Raw genomic sequence first — 21,506 nt, 5'->3', positions numbered from 1 at the left:
AAACCCGGAGCGGGCGCTCTTTCCAGCCGGTTGCTTGAATGATCATAACTACGGAACGCAACCATATTTTCCTCACCCCGCCTTGTGCGCAATCCCCGGCGAGCCGTTGTGGGCTAACCATTGGTGCGAATTGACCTGCATTCGTAACGGCACGCCAGTTAGCTTCTCTCCAGCGGCACCACCCTCGCGGTTGCAGCTGGAACCATTCCGGCCACATCGTCCGCCTCTTCACACTTGTCTGAATGCCAGGACGGCGTTAGTGCCTCCCATGGCGAACGCATTGCTCATCGCTACGCGCACCTTGCGCTCACGCGGGACATTGGGCGTGACGTCGAGATCGCACTGGGGGTCAGGCTCACGATAGTTGGCGGTGGGCGGTATGACACCTTCTTGGATCGCCATGACGCAGGCAATCATTTCAAGTGCGCTGGCGGCACCCAGGCAATGGGCGTGCATGGACTTGGTGGAGGAGACGGACATCTGAAAAGCGTGGTCTCCGAAGACGCGCTTGATCGCCGCCGTCTCCATCTCGTCATTCGCAACGGTGCCGGTGCCGTGCGCGTTCAGGTAATCTACATCGTCCGGGTTTAGCTCGGCATCGGCGAGGCAGCTGCGCATTGCGGCCTCCGGTCCCTCGATGGACGGCATGACGATGTCGTAGGCATCGCCGGAGAGTCCTATTCCGGCAACCTCGGCAAGCATAGTCGCACCGCGGGCAGCGGCGTGCTCGTAGCTTTCCAGGACAGCCATTCCGGCACCCTCGCCAAGGACAACACCTTTTCTGTCGGCGGAGAACGGGCGACAGGTATCAGGGGCAAGCACGCGCAGTGCTTCCCATGATTTCAGGACTCCCCATGTGAGCGGCGCATCGCTTCCCCCGGCAAGCATGACGTCTGCACGGCCCAGCCTGATCTGATCTACCGCGGAAGCGATGGCATGATTTCCGGCAGCGCAGGCAGAGGTGACGCCGAAGACGGGGCCGCGTAGCCCCAAAAAAATGCTGACGTGGCCGGCAGCCGCACTTGGCATTCCCTTCGGTGCAGTGAAGATGCGCGCCCGGGTCACTCCATCTAAAAGGATACTACGGTAGGTTTCTTCGATCGTTCCCCAGCCGGGTCCGCCGACGCCCATCGCGGCGCCGAAGCGGTGGGCATTTTGTTCATCGCAGGAAAGTCCGGCCTGCTTCATGGCTTCGGTTGCAGCAATCACCGCGAGAAGGCTGAAGCGGTCCATAGAGACAAGCTGTTTGCGCGGGATGTCGTGTTCCGGTATCGCCTTGATCTCGGCACCAACGGTGCCCTCCAGATCATAAAGATCTGTCGTGATGATCGGGCTGATTGCGGAGCGGCCTTCGCGCATTTCTTTCCAAATAGATGCGGCATTCGTTCCTAATCCGCATAGTCCGCCAATTCCCGTGATTACGACGCGCCTGTCCATCACGCCTCCTTCGCGATCAAGCCGCGAACGGCTTCGACGACATCGCCGATATTTTTCAGATTAGACCAGGCATCGGCCGTGTTCATCTCGATCCTGATACCGTAGGCCTGCTCCAGGTCCCAGAGCACATCGGCCAAAGCCAGTGAATCGATGCCAAGGGAGGTCAATTCGCTATCAGCGGTGATGTCTCCGATTGCTGCAGGAATCCTCCCGCCATTTTCCGATTGGGCGAGGTTTTTGATTGCAGCAATGATTTCTACTGTGAGCTGATCGGCCATCATGTTCCTTTCCATCATTCCAGTTAGTCCTGAACGCGGCGCACATCCGGGCAAGCAGGGCTTGAGCACGTTCGATGCTCCTGCGGGAGGGGCCGGCCTACGTCTGGTTTTGTGCTATGGAGCATGCCGAAGGATTGGTAAAATTGATTGATTGGATCGAAAGCATCCGCAGTATGGATGAAGGAATGAGCCCCGCGCACCATTCCCTTGTACCTTTGTACATGTGGCGCGCATATGAAGCGCGATATCCAGGACGCGGAGAGGTTCGCGTGGATTCGCGACTTTGACAACTGATCGAGCCGAGCGTGGCTGCCGGCCAAAAACACACTATTTTTATCCAAGTTCGTATGGGTGGAAACGCGGAATGCGAGGGATGGCAGCTTTCGCAGCGTCACTTGCTATCCTCATCAAAACTAATCGCGAAACTAAAAACGGTTCGACTGGTCAACGCGCGAAGCAGTCAAGTCGCCAACGCCTGCAGTGAGATACCGTAAGCGACTGCAGCTCTACCAGGATTGGGTCGCTCTGGGCTCTTGAGAGCATCTTTCGGAGGATGTCTCGATGCGCGAAGCCTCCTCCAGTATTATGTTGCGCATCCAGATGTTCCCGGGGTCAGAATTGTGAAGCAACGGCCACTGTAGTGCTTCTGTGAACGAGAGAGGAGGTAGCGGATGATCTACGATCTGAAGGGGAATCGTCGGTTCGAAATGTCTGACAAGCAGCAAGGGAAGGGTTGCTATCCGATTCGTCCCCTGAAGTAACATTGGGATCGAGTTGAAACCGGGGACCACGATTTCGACACGCCGCTTAAAACCGTGCTCCAGCAACAGCCATTGTTCAATGGATGGCTTCAAAGTACGTCCAAACATGGCCGCGACGTGCCCCATCGACATGAATCGCTTGAGGGAAAGTTTCCCGCGCAGCTGCTGATTGCTAGGGCAGCCGACGCATACGAGTTTGTCCTCAAACAGCTTCGCGCTGGGATGAGTGGCTGACATGAACTGATCCGGAAGGATCAAAAAATCCAAGTCTCCACTGCGGAGACGTTCGTCCGGATCATCATTGACGTGGAGCAATTCAAAACTGACGCCAGGTGCCTCGCGCGCTACGCGCTTTATCACCTTTTCAAAGAATACGAGCGTCATGAAATCGGACAGAACGATTCTGAAGCACCGGTCAGATTCCGCCGGGACCAATGGATCCCACGCAATCACCGAGAGCTGAATCTGAAGTAGAGCTTCGCGAACCGCAGGGGCGAGCGCCTCGGCTCGCGGTGTCGGGACAAGTCTGCGCTGCTGCATCACAAACAGCTCGTCATTGAAGTAGGCGCGCAACCTGCCGATGGCTGCGCTCATGGCTGGTTGACTGAGGTTGATGCTGCGCGCTGCCGCGGTGAGCTTCCGCTCGGTCATCAAAGCATCGAGCGCCACGAGAAGATTTAGATCCAGGCCCTTAAAACGCATATTCGATCCATGATGTAGATGATTGTGATCCAAACAATCAATTTTACCAATCTTTCGGAGTGCTTATTAAAAAGGCCGGAACTTATCAAGGCGCCAAAGCAAACTAGCGAGCGGAGGCGGATCGTATCTGTCGCAAATTGACGACGAGCGGCCCGATCAGCATGTGCGCCTGCACCAATCTCTGCTGCTTTTGGCTTATTGGCTGAGAAACGAACTGGAGCTTTGCATGTCTGCTGGAGTGCGGTGGAAAATATCCTGGGAAAATGATCTCGAACCGTCGGACCATGCGGAATTGTCCAATTTTTTTCGAGCGACCTATGGCCCGACAGGAGAGTTCAATGCCAAACCTTTTGAGACTGGCAGAAGCTGGGCGGGTGCGAGACCGGAACGTCGCGCAATTGCGTACGATTCGAAAGGCATAGCCAGCCACATGGGTTTGCTGCGTCGTTTCATAAAAGTCGGCGACACCGATTTGCTGGTCGCCGAACTTGGCTTGTATGGAGTGCGCCCGGATCTGGAGGGGCTTGGAATCGCTCACTCGATCCGCGCTTTGGCTCCGGCTTTGCAGGAACTGGCGGTGCCGTTCGCGTTCGGCACCGTCCGACATGCTATGCGGAACCACGTGGAGAGATTCTGCCGAGACGGTATCTCCAATATCGTCACGGGGGTTCGTGTACGCTCGACCCTTCCAGATGTGCTGCCCAATATGCCCTCTACGCGCACCGAAGACGTGCTCGTCCTGGTATTTCCGATAGGACGACCGATGAGCGAGTGGCCTTCCGGATCATTGATCGAACGAAACGGGTGCGAGCTATGAAGCGGCGCTCTTATATAAGCGAAGTGCCGTTGGATGACGGCGGGAGCGACGATCGTAGCATCTACCTGACGTTCGACGACGGTCCCAATCCGGAATGTACTGGCCAGATCCTGGATGTGCTCGCCGAACACCGCGTACCAGCCACCTTTTTCGTCCTCGGCGCGTATGTCAAAGACCATCCCGATCTCGTCCGCCGTGTTGCGGCAGAAGGTCACTTGGTCGCCAACCACACGATGACCCACCCCGATCTTACGGCCTGTGACTCGGACGCGATCGAACGAGAGATAAAGGAGACAAACGAAGCCATTGTCTCGGCGTGTCCCCAAGTTGCGGTTCAACATATACGAGCGCCATACGGCGCTTGGAACGCGGATGTCCTTTCAAGATCCATGAACGCCGGACTTCGACCTGTTCACTGGTCGATAGACCCGAGAGACTGGTCCCGTCCCGGAGTCGATTCTATCGTTGACGCGGTACTCGCTGCTGCTCGGCCAGGTGCAATCGTGCTTTTGCACGACGGTTGCCCACCTGATGAGGTCGGGAACTGCAAGCTCACCAGACTGCGCGATCAAACACTTTCGGCGCTCTTGGCGATTATCCCCGCACTGCATAGCCGTGGATTTTCCCTTCGTTCACTTCCCCAGTAAACCTAAATCGACGAGAAACCATGACCTTGCTTGAAACAACCAGCATCGCCGCCGTCTCGCTTTATGGACTGCTTTCCTCCGCCTATAGGAGTGTACAGGTCCTTCATGCTCGGCGAACTCTCAAGTCGGAAACAGCGGAAAACACCGTCGAAGAGAGCTCTTTGCCAAGTGTGGACATCATTGTGCCTTCATTTAACGAGAGCCCGCGCGTCCTGTCCGATTGCCTGGCATCCCTCGCCAACCAGGACTATCCGGGGGTGTTGCGCGTTTTTGTGGTTGACGACGGTTCCAGAAATCGTGACGCGGTGGTGGCCGAGCAGATCGTCTATGCGGGTGACGCGAGATTTGAATTCATCATGCTCCCCAGGAATGTCGGAAAGCGCAAAGCGCAAATCGCCGCCATTTCCCGATCATCCGGGGACCTCATCCTGAATGTGGATTCAGACACCACTCTCGCCAGCGATGTTGTTTCCAAACTCAGTCAGAAAATGCGCGATCCGGCGGTCGGTGCGGTGATGGGGCAGCTTGTAGCAAGCAATCAGAACGACTCGTGGCTGACCCGATTGATCGACATGGAGTACTGGCTGGCCTGCAATGAGGAGCGCGCCGCGCAGGGCCACTTCGGTGCCGTGATGTGTTGCTGTGGACCCTGTGCCATGTACCGCCGGTCCGCCTTCGTCTTGCTTCTTGATCAATACGAGACGCAGCTTTATCGGGGAAAGCCGAGTGACTTTGGCGAGGACCGTCATCTGACCATCCTAATGTTAAGCGCCGGCTTCCGTACCGAATATGTCCCAAGCGCCATCGCCGCAACCGTCGTTCCTAACGGTTTGGCTGCCTATCTGCGCCAGCAACTGCGTTGGGCACGGAGTACATTCCGAGATACCCTGCTCGGACTTCACCTCCTCCGTGGCATGAACTGGTATCTGACTTTGGACGTCGTCGGGCAGAATGCCGGCCCTCTTCTGCTCGCATTGTCCGTAGTGGCGGGTCTAGCACAGTTCGCCCTGACCGGTTCACTGCCCTGGTGGACGATAGGAACGATTGGATCGTTGACACTGATACGATGCGGCGTAGCTGCTTATCGTGCCAGGCAGCTTAGATTTCTTGGCTTCTCGCTGCACACGCTCGTGAACGTCTTTCTTTTACTGCCCGTGAAGGCTTATGCCCTCTGCACGTTGTCCAACAGTGACTGGCTGTCACGCGGCTCCGGAGTCAACGCTTCAGGCGCCGTTCGGACGCAGAAAGCCTCCGAAACTCCAATGCTTGCGGCCCCCGAAGCTACTTTCAGCGGCGAATGATCGCTGTGTCGCCGCATCTTGCAAACCTCAGGAATCACATGAACGGTCAATCGGATCTACAGGCAGCTGTGGCTGAGACGCTCCGCCGACAAAGCAACCTACCATCCATTTCGATTTCAGAAGCACTCGCTCCCAAACTGGGATCGATATCTTCTATCGCGATCGAGCTCGTCGGCGTTAGCAAATCATATCGTGGGAAGGCCGTAGTTGACGGATTGTCTTTCAACATTGGGTCAGGAGAATGCTTTGGCCTATTAGGCCCAAACGGTGCCGGAAAAAGCACGATCAGCCGTATGATTCTCGGGATGACGTCGCCTGATGCGGGCAACATTTCGGTGCTCGGAGTGCAGGTACCCCGGCAGGCTCGTTCGGCGCGCGCCCGTATCGGTGTCGTTTCTCAGTTCGACAATCTCGACATGGAGTTCACGGTTAGAGAAAACCTGTTTGTCTACGGCCGGTACTTCCGCATGAAAGCCAGGGAGATCGAAGCGATCGTGCCCTCGCTGCTGGAATTTGCACGCCTCGAGAGCAAGGCAGATACGCGGGTGGCCGATCTTTCTGGAGGCATGAAGCGGCGCCTATCATTGGCGCGCGCGCTGATCAATGACCCGCAGATCCTTATATTAGATGAACCGACCACCGGCCTCGACCCGCACGCACGCCACCTGATCTGGGAACGTTTGCGATCGCTGTTGGCGCAAGGCAAGACGATCCTTTTGACGACCCACATCATGGAAGAGGCAGAACGCTTATGTGACCGGCTGTGCGTGCTCGAAGGTGGAGTTAAGATAGCCGAAGGCCGCCCCTTTGACCTGATAAAGGAGCAGATTGGCTGTCCCGTCATCGAGATCTATGGCGGAGACCCGCAGGAGCTTAGCCTTTTGATCAAGCCAAACGCACGGCGCATCGAAATCAGCGGCGAGACGCTGTTCTGCTACACCCCCGACCCAGAACAAGTTCGGGCGCAACTGCGCGGACACTGGGGTCTGCGCCTCCTGGAGCGGCCGCCGAACTTAGAGGACGTCTTCTTGCGGTTAACCGGACGCGAGATGGGGAAGTACCAATGAGTGGAGATATCGTAACGGCATTGCCAGGCGGCAGCTTGAACTGGATTGCGGTCTGGCGTCGAAATTATCTTGCATGGAAGAAGGCGGCGCTGGCGTCGCTTCTGGGTCATTTGGCCGAACCCTTGATCTACCTGTTTGGCCTTGGCGCTGGTTTGGGCGTGATGGTGGGCCGCGTCGGTGGCGTTTCCTATACTGCTTTCTTGGCAGCTGGAATGGTCGCGACAAGTGCGATGACGGCTGCAACGTTTGAGACCATTTACGCAGCTTTCGGCCGGATGGAGGGGCAGCGCACTTGGGAAGCGATGCTCTACACACAGCTGAGGCTAGGCGATATCGTTCTCGGTGAGATGGCCTGGGCGGCAACGAAGGCCGCTCTGGCGGGTGCCGGTATAGGCATGGTCGCGGCCGTTCTAGGGTACACTCAGTGGCTGTCGCTGCTATATGCGCTTCCGGTCATCGCGCTGACGGGTTTGGCCTTTGCAAGCCTTGGGATGGTCGTCACCGCCCTTGCTCCGAGCTATGATTATTTCATCTTTTATCAGACGCTTGTTATCACACCTATATTGTTCCTCTCGGGTGCCGTCTTTCCAGTCGATCAACTGCCAATTGTCTTTCAGACGGCTGCGCGATTTCTTCCTCTGTCGCATTCGATCGACCTCATACGTCCGATAATGCTCGGTCACCCCGTGGTGGATGTCTGCCTGCACGTCGGCGCACTTTGCATCTATATCGTCATCCCATTCTTTTTATCGACAGCCTTGCTGCGACGCCGCCTTTTGCGCTGACGCTCATTGGTGGAGCGCATCCCGACGGAAGATCAATGCTTTGGTCTGTATGGTTAGACAAGCCTTTGCTTTCATCGGCGCGGTAGTTCCCGGCAACGGCTGATAAGTTCGATAAGGGCTAGGGATGCGATTCACCCGCTACACGACACCATTTTTTTCGCTGCTGCTCTCGGGATGCGTGGTAGGTCCCAATTATGCGCCACCTGAAATGCCGCTACCTGCGAAATTCAGCGAGGGTGGTGTCACCTCAAACGGCGACGTCACTGTGGTCGCTTGGTGGACCGCATTCAATGATCCAATGCTCACCTCTTACGTGGAACAAGGCATAAGCCAAAATTTGGATGTCCAGCAGGCGATCGAAAGGATTGATTTGGCGGCTGCCAATGTCACGATAGCTGAAGCCAGCGCACTCCCAGATCTCACGTTGAGCGGCTCTCATACGGTAAGCGGGCAAAAGGGTAAACTCCGCAAGCAGACTTACACTAGCAATACCTCCACTGGTGAGTTGTCGCTATCATGGCTTCTCGACTTTGGCGTCTACAAGCGGAACACTGAGAGCGCGGAGGCCGCCCTCGATGCGGCGTACGCGTCAGTAGATATGGCGAAACTCGCCTTCATAAACGATATTATCTCAAGTTATGTTGACGCTCGTTATTACCAGCGGCGTCTAGCGCTTTCGCAGGCTAACCTTAAATCAAGAAGGGAGACTTTTGAGCTCACGACGTCTAAGTTTGCCGCAGGAGCCGTGGCTCGCATGGATGTTGTGCGGGCAGAGGGGCTGGTGCAATCGACGCTGGCCGAAATTCCTAGCCTTGATGCTAATTTTCGCATCTCAGCCCACCGGATAGCGACGTTGCTTGGTAAGCCCGCCGGTTCCATGGTCGAGGAGATTGCAAAAGGTTCAAATCAGCCCGCATTTCACGCGGATGTAAATGTTGGCATCCCTGCAGACATTATTCGAAATCGGCCGGACATTCGAAAAGCCGAGCGCGACCTTGCTGCCAGCACGGCACAGATCGGGGTGGCGGAAGCGAAACTGTTTCCATCTATTACGCTTTCAGGCTCTATTTCGCCATCAGGCATCAATGAACGCGGGGTCTATGGGAATCTCACATCATGGTCATTTGGGCCGAGCTTGAACCTTCCCATTTTAGACGGCGGAAGTCTGCGAGCAAATGTGGAACGGATCAAATCCAAAGCGACGATTTCCTACTTGAACTGGAAATCCACTGTGCTCAAGGCGGTCGAGCAAGTTGAAAATGCGCTAGTGGCAATGCATCGTGACGCGTGTACCGTGCAAGCGTTGAAGGCAGCGGTTAAAACTGCGGAAGAAACTTTGAAGCTATCAACCTCGTCTTACAAGGATGGCGCGTCTTCGCTTCTCGATTTGCTGGAAGCCCAGAGGTCGTTCTCGGTTACACAAGTCAGTCTCGCCACAGCCATACAGCAATCGGCGAAAGATTATGTCCGCCTCATTAATGCGATTGGGGGGCGGATACAACCCGTTTCAAAGGAACGCTTTTAGGTAATCTGTGCGATTGCAGAATGCTTGACTTCAGAAGCTCATTGTCGGCGGCTGGTGAAATTGGGTGTGAACATGTCGAATAGTGGTTTGTCACACCGGGAAACGCCAGCTGCTGCTCGGCCGAAATCGGGGAACTTCATTCTTCCAAACTATGCTGCATGCGAGTTTGCGACGACCAGCCGGGGACCTAAACGTTTGGCGTAGCATATTTCGTCACCAAGTCAGTCGCGCAAACCCCCTAAGTTCGGCGTGCCGCGTCATTCCTGATCGGATTGCCTCTTTGCCTCGACTGTAATCGGTAAACGGGTGCTCTGCGCTAATTCGGGGAGGGCGAGCAGCCATCCATTCCTCACCAACACAAACCCGCCCCAGAAGTCTTCATTCTCCACCGCAACAACGGGCTCCTCGACATCCTTTTTTGACATATAGATCGACATGCCGGCCCCATTTCTCCGGATCATTGCTTTCATTTACTGTACCTCGTTTTACACACGTGAAATTTGCTCCATTTCGCACCCGTTGGGACCGACGATGCTGCCACGCTCAACCACCTCATTGTTGCAGGGGTTGCTGTCGAGGAGGATGCCCGCCTGCGCCAAAATGCTTTCGCAGGCGAGCCCTTTTTGCTTTCGTTTAGTACGGCTGCTCAGGCAGGAACGCAGGTGTTCGGCATGGGGCAAATGGCTCTGCATTTGGGCGCGTCAAACTCAATCCTACACTCGGTGCATATTTTAGGATCGACCACGAATCTGTCAGTTTTGAAACTGATTGCGCCTGAGGGGCACTCAAATTCGCATGCGCCGCATTGGGTGCATTGTGAGGCGATGATTTTGAAGGCCATGATTCAGCTCCTCTGGTTTAGTCAAAGTGCGTGTCAAGTCGCGGCTGCTAAAGCTTCGACGTGAAGCACCGCGCTATAGAGAGCGTCGATAGCCTGCTCGATGTAGGAGCCGCCATAAGCGCCCGTTGCTCGAACACCTCGGCGTGCGAGTTTATTCGTAGGGCCATTGCCGATCTGAGAACAAATCAGCAAATCTAAGCCTTCGAGCGCATTGATGATACTGTTGAGAGTAGCCTCCTCCCCCCATCCACCAAGGCAGTACGGGTCGATCTTTAGGCGACCTATCAATCCGATGCCTTTTTGACAGACTGAGAAAATCTGCATTTCCTGCGCATGACCGAAATGTTCATTGACCCGGCCTCCACCTTTGGTGGTTACAGCAATAAGGAGAAGTTCGTCAGATGGACCTGAGACCGGTATGGCCGCGCCCCTTGCTTCCAATGTTTGGGCGCGTCGCTCGCGCTCGATCAACTTGCGATAGGCATGGCGCTTGCCACTGTCGTTGGTCGCTTCAGCTGGGAGTTGGGAAATCTTGAATTCGTTTGCGCGATCATCACTGAGCAGACCGACTGCATCGGCACGGCACTGGCGGCAATGGCGCATCACCTTCGTGTCGCCTTCAAGCCGGTCCCGGAGCGCGATTAGTTCGGAAGGTGTAGGGCAACGCTGATCGTTCATGCCATAGAAAGTGCCATGTGTAGGCTCTGAAATCAGGGGCATTACGTTGTGCATGAACGCACCCCTGTCCTTGACCCACTTGTTAACATCGATGAGATGCTCGTCGTTGACGCCTGGGATCATCACGGAATTGACCTTGATGAGGATGCCGCGTTCTGCCAGCATTTCGAGCCCCAACATTTGCCTCTCATGAAGGATCCTGGACGCGTCGATACCGTTGTAGCGGCGGCCGTCATAGAATATCCAGGGGTAGATCTTGGTCCCGATCTTCGGATCTACCATGTTGATGGTGATCGTCACGTGCCCGACATTCATGTCGACAAGCTCGTCGACGTGTTCAGGAAGTGCGAGACCATTGGTCGAGATGCAAAGCTTGACGTCAGGGATTTCCCGGGCGATCGGTATGAGCGTCGCCTTTGTTTTCCTCCAATCGTAGCAGGCATCGCCTGGCCCGGCGATGCCCACCACCGAAAGCTGCGGCACTTCGTTGGCGACCGCCATGGCCCTGCGCAGCGCCTGGTCGGGAGTGAGCCTATGGGATGCTACTCCTGGCCTGCTTTCGTTTGCGCAGTCGTATTTTCGATTGCAGTAATTGCATTGGATATTGCAGGCTGGTGCGACCGCGAGATGCATCCGCGCGAAATAAAGATGCGCTTCCCGCGAGAAGCACGGGTGGTCTTTGATCTTTTCAATGATTGCTGGAGCCATAGCATTCGGCTCTGAACTACCACGGGACGAAGACGCATGGTCACCGAACGTTGTTGCCTCCGACTCACGTGCGGCAGGTGCTGTGTTGGTGATCCTACACTTACTCATCCCTCTGGACATTACGAACTCCAATGACGCTTGAAAGCTCAGTTCCGCGAGCAAGAGCGATGCCAGTCTGAGAAACGTCACCCTGCCAGCTGGATATGCTCTTCGTTGTCCGGTTTAGACCTCTTTGCTACAGGTTTCGTCGGAGACACGACAGGGCCGCTTGGTAGACCTTGTCGGGTGGGGGAAACTAGAATTGCCGGGCGTCAGTTGGGCGCGACCTGCCGCAGCAGGTCTGCACCAATGACCTCCTTGACTAGAAGAGTTTTCGTTCGATCCCGTGCCGGCGCAGAGAGTAACCGACCTGTCGCGGCGTACGACCAAGGAGCCGCGCAGCCTTAGCCTGATTCCCTCCGGCCGTCGCCATCGCCTGTTCCAACCGTTCTCTGCCGATCAGACCTGAGTGTCCCATTACGGCTTCGGCCGCGAAGACGGCGGCATCACGCGGCTGTCCCATTGACACGGTTTCACCTCGAGCGAGCCCATGAACTGCGCCCTTGCCAACTCGCTCGGCAACCGCCTTTTTGAGGAGCGGGGAATAGCATCGACCCTGTTCACAGGCGAGATCTTGAGGAACGATGATGTCCGAACGGGCGAGAGTTGCGGTCCTCTGTGTGCAGTTTTGCAGCTCACGAATATTGCCCGGGAACTCGCATTTCGAAAGGATATCAAGTGTGGAGGGTGCAAAGCTTAACGAACGGCCGTTCTCCTTGTTGAAACGCCGAAGGAACACTTGGGCCAAACGCGGGATGTCACCGTCGCGTTGCCTCAGTGGTGGCAAAGTGATCGGTACGACATTGATCCGGTAATATAGGTCGGCTCTGAATTCTCCCGCCGCCACGGCCGTTTCGAGATCCTTATTGGTCGCGCATACCAACCTGACATTTACTTTCAATGTTCTCGTCCCACCGACACGCTCAAGTTCGCCTTCCTGCAAAACGCGCAGCAACTTGGTCTGAAACTCAGCCGAGATTTCTCCTATTTCGTCGAGCAGCAAAGTTCCACCGTGCGCCAGCTCGAACCGACCTACTTTCTGAGAGGCAGCGCCGGTGAAGGCGCCTTTCTCGTGCCCGAATAGTTCCGATTCCAGAACGCCTGCCGACAGCGCAGCGCAATTCAACTTTACGAAGGGCTTTTCGCGGCGCGGCGAGGAATCGTGTATCAGCTTTGCAAAGAATTCTTTGCCCGTGCCGCTCTCACCTCGCAACAGGACAGGCGTGTTGCTCCTTGCGACAATCTGGGCGATTTCAAAAACCTCCCTGAGTGCGGCACTCTCGCCCACAATCTCAGCACCCGGCCGCACTGCAGATTTGGGCATCTTCTCATCATCGGATCCAGCCACGGAACTACTCCATTCAGCACGTGGTTGAGAGTGCTTTAGGCACTCAGGACAATCCTGGAACGTCCTCCGCGCTACATATTGGACTTCGAAGGTCAATAAAAATTACAAATTGGTAGGGCGCTCCACCAGCCGATTCGTCATTGCTTGCTTACCATGCGCTGGGCCAACGAATGGCTGTATCAACTTAAAAAAGAAGCTGTTCATCCAAACTTGAAGAGAACGCCGAACCCACCTTGTGGATACGTCCACTTAATGTCGCCGTCGGGTCCGCATAACACGTTGCATGTCCCGCATTCCAAGCAGCCATCGGAAACGATGATTACCTGACGTCTGTCGTTCAGCTGGTAACATTTCGCCGGACACACTTGCGTCAAGGCGATTAGGTTTTGGCTTGGAAACAGGTGTTTCCTGACCGATATGTGTGGGCGGCCCGGGTCAACCAGATATCGGTTCTGGTAAAGCTTGTCCTCAACACGCCGTTTAACGATGGCCTTCATCTGGATCTCCTTTTAGCGCCACGCGCGGGCGAGCCGGACTGCGTCTGAAATTAATCCCCACCGGGATCGTGCTTTCAAGAAGGCGGCAGACGTGGCCTTTTCCTTGTCGAGTTTTGAAGTTCCGTCGACACGGACGAAACTTTGCGCAGCCTTAGATATCAACTTTGGATATGAAACAAACAGGTTCTGGCTGTTGGCATGGAGAAACCTTGGCATCTCGTTATGCTTCATCAGATCTTTGATGACGAAGGATGAGTCGAGCATGCTCTTGTACAAAGCCAAGTTGCTTTTCACCATCGAGCCGCCGCGATCCTTTACGTCTGCAATCGCTTTACCCGCCAGATACCCTGATGTCATTGCGAGGTTCGAGCCCTCGCGATGTGCGGTGTTGTTCAACTGGGCCGCATCTCCAACCACGACCCACCCATTGCCGAAGAGCTGTGGGATAGCCGTATAACCGCCTTCCGGAATGAGATGCGCAGCATATTCCTTCACCTCAGACCCGGCGATCAATGGTCGGATCGAAGGATGGTGCTTGAAGGCTTCAAGAATGTCGTATGGCCTTTCCATGGCTGCGGCCAAACCGGAAACGAGGCATCCTATCCCAATCGAGATGGACTCCTTGTTCGTATACAGAAAGCCAAGCCCCGGGACTCCCCGTGAAATTGTCCCACCTGCCTCGATCACACAGCCTTCGTCTGCAGTCAGGCCAAAGCGTTCTGCGATAACTTCCTCCGGTAGGAAATGCATCTCTTTCACGGCAAGTGCCACGCTGTCCGGCTTGGGCGTTTCGCGCAAACGTCCTAGTGTTCCTAGGAAGCCGTTCACCCCCTCAGCAAGCACCACGACGTCGGCAAGGATGGCCCCGCCGGGGCGGTCGGTGCATACGCCTGTGACGTTGCCGCTTGAATCCTGGATAAGTCTTGTGGCCAATGTCTCGCAGAGAACGGTGCATCCGGCCTCTCGCACCTTGGCCGAGAACCATCTATCGAATTGGGCACGGATGATCGTGTATCGGTTTGGCCTCCGTTCGTTAAAGTCATCCGACCGATAGTGAATTCCGGTGTGCGACGCGCCGTCCATGATCCAGAAGCGTTGCTCGACGAGATGCCGTTCAAGAGGCGCGTCATCGCGGAAGTCTGGAATGATCTTTTCCAGCGCGTCGGCGTACAGTATCGCTCCTTGAACGTTCTTCGAACCCGGGTACTCGCCGCGCTCCAACTGCAGCACTTTCAGACCACGCATGGCCATCGCATAAGCAGCCGCGTTACCCGACATACCTGCCCCGACGACAATCGCGTCAAATTTCTCGCCCTTCATCAGCCACACCTCAGTTTACTTGCATCGATTGGTTATGCGGCGGTAGTCGCCTGGTGAACGCCGCGGTCAGCGCCGGCAGAAGACCGATGGCATCAGCCACAACTGCAACATGGGCGAAATCGAAGATCGGGGCGTTGCTGTCGGTGTTGATGGCAACGATCAAGTCAGCCCCTTCGACACCAACCCGATGTTGGACTGCCCCTGATATTCCAGCCGCAAGATAGAGCTTGGGCCGGATCGTCTGGCCCGTTTGGCCAATCTGTCGATCAACCTCCATCCAACCTTTTTGAACCAAAGGTCGGGAGCAGCCGAATTCACCGCCAATCGTCCTCGCTAGAAGCATCACACGTTCCAGATTCTCGGCGGTGCCAATACCAAGCCCGCCAGCGACCACGATATCTGCATAGGCGAGGTTGATTTTTTCCGATCGTTCATCCGGAAGGAAGCCGAGAACCTTTGTGACAATCTCTTCCTCAATCATCATCAAGTCATGCCGAATGATAGGTCCAATCGCATGGGTCACGCGTTTGGGGGTCGCCATGACCCGGGGTCGCACTGTCGCCATTTGCGGGCGAGAGTTGAGAGTGTAGATCGTGCACAGCAGCGAACCGCCAAATGTCGGCCGGGTCGCTGCGAGCGAGCCGTCTGCATCGACATCCAATTCGGTGCAGTCAGCCGTAAGCCCTGTTTCCAAAGTAGTTGCCACAGAACCGGCAAGATCTCGCCCAAGCGAGGTGGCGCCAAGAAGCAAAATTTCCGGCTTATGAAGGATGACCAGGTCTGAGAGAGCTTTGGTGAAGGGCTCGTTTCGGTAGTCCGATAGCAGCGGCGACTCGACGAGGTAGGCGAGATCGGCCCCGTAAGCGAACGCCTCTGCAATGGCAGACCGAACTCCCAGGCCTTCCGCGGTTCCAATAACCACTCCCGCCAGTTGAACGCCAAGCTTATCGGCAAGCTTGCGCCCTTCACCGAGTAGTTCAATAGACACGGGATGCACTTGGCCTCGTTCCAGCTCGATGAAAACCCAGACGTGTCGATTGTCGCGGAAGTGTCTGGGCAATTCCTTCTTCGCGCTGGCGCGACTGACCATTGGAGACTGACTTTCAGCTTGGTGGGCTTCCATTTATGCTCCTTGTTTCTCACGTGAGCCCATTCGGTTGAAAGCTCGCTTCCAATGGGGGCTGGTGCTCGAAGATCGATGCGATTATTTCGTCAGCCAGCGGACCGCACTGGTCATCGTTTACTTCGATTTGGATTGCTTTTTCGGCCCGTGGGGTGGGGGCGAATACGCGCTTGACGACGGTCGGTGATCCTCTCAAGCCGCAATTAGCTATCTCCACAATACCGGCGTCGGCTGCACGCCAGGTCGGTATTTGCGCGCGTGCGGCACGCAACGCGTCAGCGACGGAGCCTCGACGGATGGCGTTGACGCCTTCAAGGACACTGATCAAGCACGGCAGTTGGCTCTTCAGCATTTGTGTGCCGCCTTCCGAACGGCGCTCCACCGTGATCTCTCGGGCATGAAGATCGACTGAAACAATTTTCGTTACGTAGGTCAGTTGTTGCAGTTCGAGACGCCTGGCAATCCCCGGCCCCACCTGCGCAGTATCGCCGTCGATCGTCTGCTTGCCAGTAAACACGATCTCAGGCGCATGGCGGAGTCCAAGGTTCGTGATAGCTCGCGAGATAGCAAATGAAGTTGCCAAGGTGTCTGACCCGGCGAAGTGACGGTCGCTCAGGAGTACCGCTTCATCTGCGCCGTATGCCAGAGCTTTCTCCAGCGCTTGTTTTGCCATGGGCGGACCCATGGTAAGCACAGTGACTTTACCCTCATACCGGTCACGCAGTTTAAGAGCTTCTTCCAAGGCGAAAAGATCGTAAGGATTGATGATTGTCGGCACTCCCTGGCGCATGATCGTGTTCGTAACCGGATGAACCCGGATCTGTGCGGAGTCAGGCACTTGCTTTATGCAGACCACGATGTTCATGCTGTCTTTGGCTCCAACCGAAATGTAGTTTGTGTCTCGGTCGGTCCTAGCACTCGTCGTGCCAGGCCGATTGCGCGGTGATTAACTCGCGAGTTTCGGGCGGGTCGAGTTTGCTATTGGTCCACAGTGCGAAAGCTTTGTCAGGTTTGCGACACGGGTGGCTGCATGCGCTTGGCAGCGGTGCAATACTGCTTGCGCGATTTTTTGACCGCAAACGATTTCGCTAGAGCTCCGCGCCGCTTTCCAATTGCCAGCATTTGCGTCAAGTGCGGCTCATTCGACGGAGACGTGCTTGCGCAGAGTTACCGTGGCTCTCCGACGGCCTCACGACATATGTGCGACATTGTCGTCAATTTTGTCGGCTTCGTGACACGACTCAGGATTCTTCGGTCCGGTATTTTATCCCCTTAAGTGTTTGCGGGAGCACCAGTTTCCGTTCTGCCCTATCAATCAGCTCAATTGGCACGGCGCTTGAAAATTGTTCTTGGGCTGCGACGGAACCAGCCGCGTCCGATGTCGCGGCATCGCCTCGGACGGTTCGAACACGAAAAGGAAGTAAGAATGGCTGCTCTGCGTCAGATCGCGTTTTACGGAAAGGGAGGCATTGGCAAATCCACTACATCCCAGAATACGCTCGCTGCCCTTGTCGAACTCGGGCAGAAAATCCTCATCGTCGGCTGCGACCCAAAAGCTGACTCGACGCGATTGATCCTGAACTCCAAAGCGCAGGGCACGGTTCTGGATCTCGCCGCAACGAAGGGTTCAGTCGAAGATCTGGAACTCGGCGATGTGCTAAAAACAGGCTACGGCGGCATCAAATGTGTGGAGTCGGGCGGCCCTGAACCCGGCGTTGGCTGCGCCGGACGGGGGGTCATCACGTCGATCAACTTCCTGGAAGAAAACGGCGCCTATGACGATGTCGACTACGTCTCCTATGACGTGCTGGGAGACGTGGTGTGCGGGGGCTTTGCTATGCCCATCCGCGAGAACAAGGCTCAGGAAATTTACATCGTCATGTCCGGTGAGATGATGGCCCTGTATGCTGCAAACAACATTGCGAGGGGCATCCTCAAATACGCCAGCGCCGGAAGCGTACGGCTGGGCGGCCTGATCTGTAATGAGCGGCAGACCGACCGAGAATTAGACCTCGCGGAAGCGCTGGCTGCCAAGCTCAATTCGAAGCTTATTCACTTCGTGCCGCGCGACAACATTGTCCAGCACGCGGAGCTTAGAAAGATGACCGTGATCCAATACGCGCCACGCTCCAAACAGGCGGCGGAATATCGATGGCTAGCCGAGAAGATCCACTCCAATTCGGGGAAGGGCACGATCCCTACTCCCATCACCATGGAGGAGCTGGAGGACATGCTGCTCGACTTCGGAATCATGAAGTCGGACGAGCAGATGCTTGAAGAACTTCTCGTTAAAGAGGTGCAGGCGGGTTTGGCGCCATAGTCGTCCGCAGATAGGGCGGCGCGGATGACAAAGCGCGTTAGTCGACTAACCATGCCTCCTCGTCGAGGCTCCACGCGAACCTTCGAGAGAGGAATGGCCCTATGAGCCTCGACTACGAGAACGACGGTGATTTCAACGCAAGGCTTATAGATGAGGTACTCTCGCAGTATCCGGATAAGACGGCTAAGCGCCGCAAAAAGCACCTTGGCGTCGCGAAGGGCCGAGAGGCAGCCGAGCAGGGCTCCGATGCGCTTTGCGAGACCGGGGTGAAATCCAACATCAAGTCCATTCCGGGCGTGATGACCGTTCGCGGCTGCGCTTATGCCGGCTCGAAGGGTGTCGTGTGGGGCCCGATCAAGGATATGGTCCATATATCGCATGGGCCCGTCGGTTGTGGCCACTATTCCTGGTCGCAACGCCGCAACTATTACGTCGGTCTGACGGGTGTCGAAGCCTTTGTCACCATGCAATTCACGTCTGACTTTCAAGAAAAGGATATTGTTTTTGGTGGCGACAAAAAGCTCGAGAAGCTCATCGATGAAGTTGAGCAACTGTTTCCACTGAACAATGGTGTCAGCTTGCAGTCCGAGTGTCCAATCGGATTGATCGGCGACGATATTGAAGCTGTGGCGCGCAAGAAGGCCAAGGAGCACGACAAAACGATCGTGCCGGTGCGATGCGAAGGGTTTCGTGGCGTGTCGCAATCGCTTGGCCATCATATCGCCAATGACGCGATACGCGACTGGGTTTTCGATAAAAAAGAGACCGACTTCGAACCCAGCTTTTTCGACGTTAATGTCATAGGTGACTACAATATCGGCGGCGATGCATGGGCTTCACGCATTCTGCTGGAGGATATGGGGTTGCGGGTGGTCGGCAATTGGTCGGGAGATGCCACACTCGCGGAGGTGGAGCGTGCACCGAAAGCCACGCTCAACCTTATTCACTGCTACCGGTCCATGAATTACATCGCTCGGCATATGGAGGAAAAGTACGGCATTCCCTGGATGGAGTACAACTTTTTTGGTCCTTCCCAGATCGAAGCCTCTTTGCGCAATATCGCCGCGTTTTTCGGGCCGGAGACCCAAGATAAGGCCGAAGCACTCATCACCAGATACCAACCTCTCGTCCAGGCGGTGACGGAGAAGTACCGTCCGCGCCTTATTGGCAAAACTGTGATGCTCTACGTCGGCGGATTGCGTCCCCGCCATGTCATCACCGCCTACGAGGATCTTGGAATGGAGATCGTTGGTACGGGCTACGAATTTGGCCACGGCGACGATTACGAGCGCACGGGCCATTATGTCAAAAAAGGTACGCTTATCTACGATGATGTGACCGGCTACGAGCTCGAGAGCTTCATCGAGGCCATTCGCCCGGACCTCGTAGGCTCGGGCATCAAGGAAAAATACCCGGTTCAAAAAATGGGCATACCGTTCCGTCAGATGCATTCTTGGGATTATTCTGGTCCGTATCACGGCTATGACGGCTTCGCCATTTTCGCCCGAGACATGGATCTTGCCATCAACAATCCGGTCTGGGGCCTCTACGACCCGCCATGGAAAGAAACGCACTGCTCCGATGCAGGCGGTGTCTGCAGTTGTGGCCGGGATGATGAATAATTTTTGCTGAGCGACAACATTTTAGACATCTCCCAAAGTCCACGCAGCCGCACTCGCGGCGAAAAAGGATGAAAACTATGCCGCAATCGGCCGAGAAAGTTCTCGATCATGTTCCTCTGTTCTGCGAGCCGGAATACGAGAAAATGTTCGCCCGCAAGAAGTTGAAGTTCGAATGTCCGCATCCGGATAAGGTCGTCGACGCGCAATACGAATTCACCTCGACATGGGAATATCGAGAAAAGAATCTGGCTCGCGAAGCCCTGGTCGTAAACCCCGCGAAGGCTTGCCAGCCGCTCGGCGCGGTTTTCGCAGCGGCTGGCTTCGAGCGGACGATGTCGTTTGTTCACGGCAGTCAGGGCTGTGTGGCGTACTACCGCTCGCACCTGTCACGCCATTTCAAGGAACCGTCGTCCGCAGTTTCGTCTTCGATGACAGAGGACGCGGCTGTGTTTGGCGGCTTGAAAAATATGATCGACGGGCTCGCCAATACCTATCAGCTCTACGACCCCAAGATGATTGCGGTCTCGACGACTTGCATGGCCGAGGTCATTGGGGATGATCTTCACGGCTTCATTGAAAACGCCAAAAATGAAGGCTCCGTTCCAGCCGATTTCGACGTGCCCTTCGCCCACACCCCAGCCTTCGTCGGCAGCCATGTCGATGGTTACGACAGCATGGTCAAAGGCATTCTGGAAAATTTCTGGAAAAGCACCGAACGCGTGCCGACGCCAGCACTCATCAACATTATTCCAGGCTTCGACGGTTTCTGCGTTGGCAACAATCGAGAAATCAAGCGCCTGCTCGACACGATGGGAGTGACCTACATTTTCATTCAAGACGCCTCGGACCAGTTCGACACACCTTCCGACGGCGAGTACCGCATGTATGATGGAGGGACAAAGATCGAGGACGTGAAGGCAGCCAAACATGCGGAGGCGACAATATCGCTGCAACACTACAATACGCGCAAGACGTTGGACTATTGTCGCGAGCTTGGTCAGACGACTGCTTCGTTCCACTACCCGCTGGGCATTGGGGGCACGGACGAATTCCTGATGAAGATATCCGAGCTTTCCAAGAGGGATATTCCCGAAGCTATCGATCGTGATCGGGGTCGGTTGGTCGATGCCATGGCCGATAGTCAATCCTGGTTGCATGGCAAGAAATACGGAATCTACGGCGATCCTGACTTCGTCTACTCAATGGCGCGCTTTGTCATGGAAACCGGTGGCCAGCCCACACATTGCCTTGCCACCAACGGCACCGCAGCCTGGGAAGCGGAGATGAAGGAATTGCTCGCGTCCTCTCCCTTCGGCGGAGGTGCGCAGGTGTGGGCTGGCAAAGACCTCTGGGCAATGCGCTCGCTTCTTTTGACGGAACCAGTGGATCTGCTGATCGGCAATTCCTATGGCAAGTATCTCGAGCGTGACACTGACACGCCACTGGTTCGGCTTACCTTTCCGATTTTCGACCGCCATCATCATCATCGCTTTCCTCTCATGGGCTACCAAGGCGGATTGCGTCTTCTAACGGTTATTCTCGACAAGATCTTCGACAGGCTTGATGAGGACACCATGTGTCAGGGCGTTTCGTACGACCTCACACGCTAAAATCCTTGGCCGGCGTCGGC

At 55.6% G+C, this 21,506-nt stretch carries 20 protein-coding genes; 9 read left to right on the top strand and 11 right to left on the bottom strand.

What is annotated here, in order from left to right; genetic code table 11:
• Positions 1-228: 228 nt before the first annotated feature.
• From ACMUVN_RS32385 to ACMUVN_RS32375, 3 genes are all read right to left on the bottom strand, one after another.
• Entirely contained in the window at positions 229-1,437 is a 1,209-nt protein-coding gene (locus tag ACMUVN_RS32385; protein ID WP_017968971.1) for a beta-ketoacyl-[acyl-carrier-protein] synthase family protein, read from the bottom strand.
• A complete protein-coding gene (locus ACMUVN_RS32380) occupies positions 1,437-1,715 on the bottom strand; it encodes a phosphopantetheine-binding protein (protein ID WP_026154649.1) in 279 nt (92 codons plus the stop codon). Before ACMUVN_RS32380 ends, ACMUVN_RS32385 begins: the two co-directional genes overlap by 1 nt.
• A 506-nt stretch (positions 1,716-2,221) precedes the next feature.
• Positions 2,222-3,178, bottom strand: coding sequence for a LysR family transcriptional regulator (locus ACMUVN_RS32375; RefSeq protein ID WP_414815991.1), 957 nt, complete (start codon positions 3,176-3,178; stop codon positions 2,222-2,224).
• Between the two features lie 226 nt (positions 3,179-3,404).
• Between ACMUVN_RS32375 and ACMUVN_RS32370 the strand changes: the two genes are divergently transcribed.
• The 6 genes from ACMUVN_RS32370 to ACMUVN_RS32345 all read left to right on the top strand — a co-directional run bounded on the left by ACMUVN_RS32370 (position 3,405) and on the right by ACMUVN_RS32345 (position 9,320).
• Positions 3,405-3,995 carry a NodA family N-acyltransferase gene (locus tag ACMUVN_RS32370; RefSeq protein ID WP_081295649.1) on the top strand — a complete coding sequence of 197 codons (591 nt, stop codon included), beginning with the start codon at positions 3,405-3,407 and terminating at the stop codon, positions 3,993-3,995.
• Positions 3,992-4,642 carry a chitooligosaccharide deacetylase NodB gene (gene nodB / locus ACMUVN_RS32365; RefSeq protein WP_130654379.1) on the top strand — a complete coding sequence of 217 codons (651 nt, stop codon included), beginning with the start codon at positions 3,992-3,994 and terminating at the stop codon, positions 4,640-4,642. Before ACMUVN_RS32370 ends, nodB begins: the two co-directional genes overlap by 4 nt.
• A gap of 20 nt (positions 4,643-4,662) precedes the next feature.
• Complete coding sequence (gene nodC / locus ACMUVN_RS32360) at positions 4,663-5,943, top strand: chitooligosaccharide synthase NodC (RefSeq protein ID WP_414815990.1); 1,281 nt, start codon at positions 4,663-4,665, stop codon at positions 5,941-5,943.
• A 38-nt stretch (positions 5,944-5,981) separates the two neighbouring features.
• Complete coding sequence (gene nodI, locus ACMUVN_RS32355) at positions 5,982-7,010, top strand: nodulation factor ABC transporter ATP-binding protein NodI (protein ID WP_414815989.1); 1,029 nt, start codon at positions 5,982-5,984, stop codon at positions 7,008-7,010.
• Positions 7,007-7,795: an ABC transporter permease gene (locus tag ACMUVN_RS32350; protein WP_063474973.1), complete on the top strand. Its 789-nt coding sequence runs from the start codon at positions 7,007-7,009 to the stop codon at positions 7,793-7,795. The genes nodI and ACMUVN_RS32350 overlap by 4 nt, the downstream gene beginning before the upstream one ends.
• 124 nt (positions 7,796-7,919) lie before the next feature.
• Positions 7,920-9,320, top strand: coding sequence for an AdeC/AdeK/OprM family multidrug efflux complex outer membrane factor (locus ACMUVN_RS32345; protein WP_414815988.1), 1,401 nt, complete (start codon positions 7,920-7,922; stop codon positions 9,318-9,320).
• A gap of 257 nt (positions 9,321-9,577) precedes the next feature.
• On the opposite strand, the gene nifT is transcribed toward ACMUVN_RS32345, so the two are convergent.
• The 8 genes from nifT to ACMUVN_RS32305 all read right to left on the bottom strand — a co-directional run bounded on the left by nifT (position 9,578) and on the right by ACMUVN_RS32305 (position 16,799).
• Complete coding sequence (gene nifT / locus ACMUVN_RS32340; RefSeq protein ID WP_414815987.1) at positions 9,578-9,790, bottom strand: putative nitrogen fixation protein NifT; 213 nt, start codon at positions 9,788-9,790, stop codon at positions 9,578-9,580.
• A 176-nt stretch (positions 9,791-9,966) separates the two neighbouring features.
• Positions 9,967-10,161, bottom strand: coding sequence for a 4Fe-4S binding protein (locus ACMUVN_RS32335; RefSeq protein ID WP_003563211.1), 195 nt, complete (start codon positions 10,159-10,161; stop codon positions 9,967-9,969).
• A 33-nt stretch (positions 10,162-10,194) separates the two neighbouring features.
• A complete protein-coding gene (gene nifB, locus ACMUVN_RS32330) occupies positions 10,195-11,667 on the bottom strand; it encodes a nitrogenase cofactor biosynthesis protein NifB (protein WP_414815986.1) in 1,473 nt (490 codons plus the stop codon).
• A 241-nt stretch (positions 11,668-11,908) separates the two neighbouring features.
• The gene (gene nifA / locus ACMUVN_RS32325; protein ID WP_130692188.1) at positions 11,909-12,994 is read right to left on the bottom strand and encodes a nif-specific transcriptional activator NifA; all 1,086 of its coding nucleotides are present in this window, start codon (positions 12,992-12,994) and stop codon (positions 11,909-11,911) included.
• 200 nt (positions 12,995-13,194) lie between these two features.
• Positions 13,195-13,491 (bottom strand): ferredoxin family protein, encoded by a 297-nt coding sequence (locus ACMUVN_RS32320; RefSeq protein ID WP_032491859.1) that lies wholly within the window; start codon positions 13,489-13,491, stop codon positions 13,195-13,197.
• Between the two features lie 12 nt (positions 13,492-13,503).
• Positions 13,504-14,811, bottom strand: coding sequence for an FAD-binding protein (locus ACMUVN_RS32315; RefSeq protein WP_414815985.1), 1,308 nt, complete (start codon positions 14,809-14,811; stop codon positions 13,504-13,506).
• A 10-nt stretch (positions 14,812-14,821) separates the two neighbouring features.
• The gene (locus tag ACMUVN_RS32310; protein WP_414815984.1) at positions 14,822-15,934 is read right to left on the bottom strand and encodes an electron transfer flavoprotein subunit alpha/FixB family protein; all 1,113 of its coding nucleotides are present in this window, start codon (positions 15,932-15,934) and stop codon (positions 14,822-14,824) included.
• A gap of 16 nt (positions 15,935-15,950) precedes the next feature.
• Positions 15,951-16,799, bottom strand: a complete 849-nt coding sequence (locus ACMUVN_RS32305; protein ID WP_414815983.1) for an electron transfer flavoprotein subunit beta/FixA family protein — start codon at positions 16,797-16,799, stop codon at positions 15,951-15,953.
• Between the two features lie 561 nt (positions 16,800-17,360).
• Here ACMUVN_RS32305 and nifH point away from each other — a divergent pair.
• From nifH to nifK, 3 genes are all read left to right on the top strand, one after another.
• A complete protein-coding gene (gene nifH, locus ACMUVN_RS32300; RefSeq protein ID WP_003563197.1) occupies positions 17,361-18,254 on the top strand; it encodes a nitrogenase iron protein in 894 nt (297 codons plus the stop codon).
• 101 nt (positions 18,255-18,355) lie between these two features.
• Positions 18,356-19,876 carry a nitrogenase molybdenum-iron protein alpha chain gene (gene nifD, locus ACMUVN_RS32295; RefSeq protein WP_414815982.1) on the top strand — a complete coding sequence of 507 codons (1,521 nt, stop codon included), beginning with the start codon at positions 18,356-18,358 and terminating at the stop codon, positions 19,874-19,876.
• 77 nt (positions 19,877-19,953) lie between these two features.
• A complete protein-coding gene (gene nifK / locus ACMUVN_RS32290) occupies positions 19,954-21,486 on the top strand; it encodes a nitrogenase molybdenum-iron protein subunit beta (protein WP_032491850.1) in 1,533 nt (510 codons plus the stop codon).
• Positions 21,487-21,506 lie beyond the last annotated feature (20 nt).

Origin of the sequence: Rhizobium sp. IY2, from assembly GCF_047532935.1 — a bacterium.
Taxonomy (GTDB): domain Bacteria; phylum Pseudomonadota; class Alphaproteobacteria; order Rhizobiales; family Rhizobiaceae; genus Rhizobium; species Rhizobium anhuiense.
The sequence above is the reverse complement of the archived record's forward strand: the minus strand, read 5'-3'. Positions and strand labels throughout refer to the sequence as shown.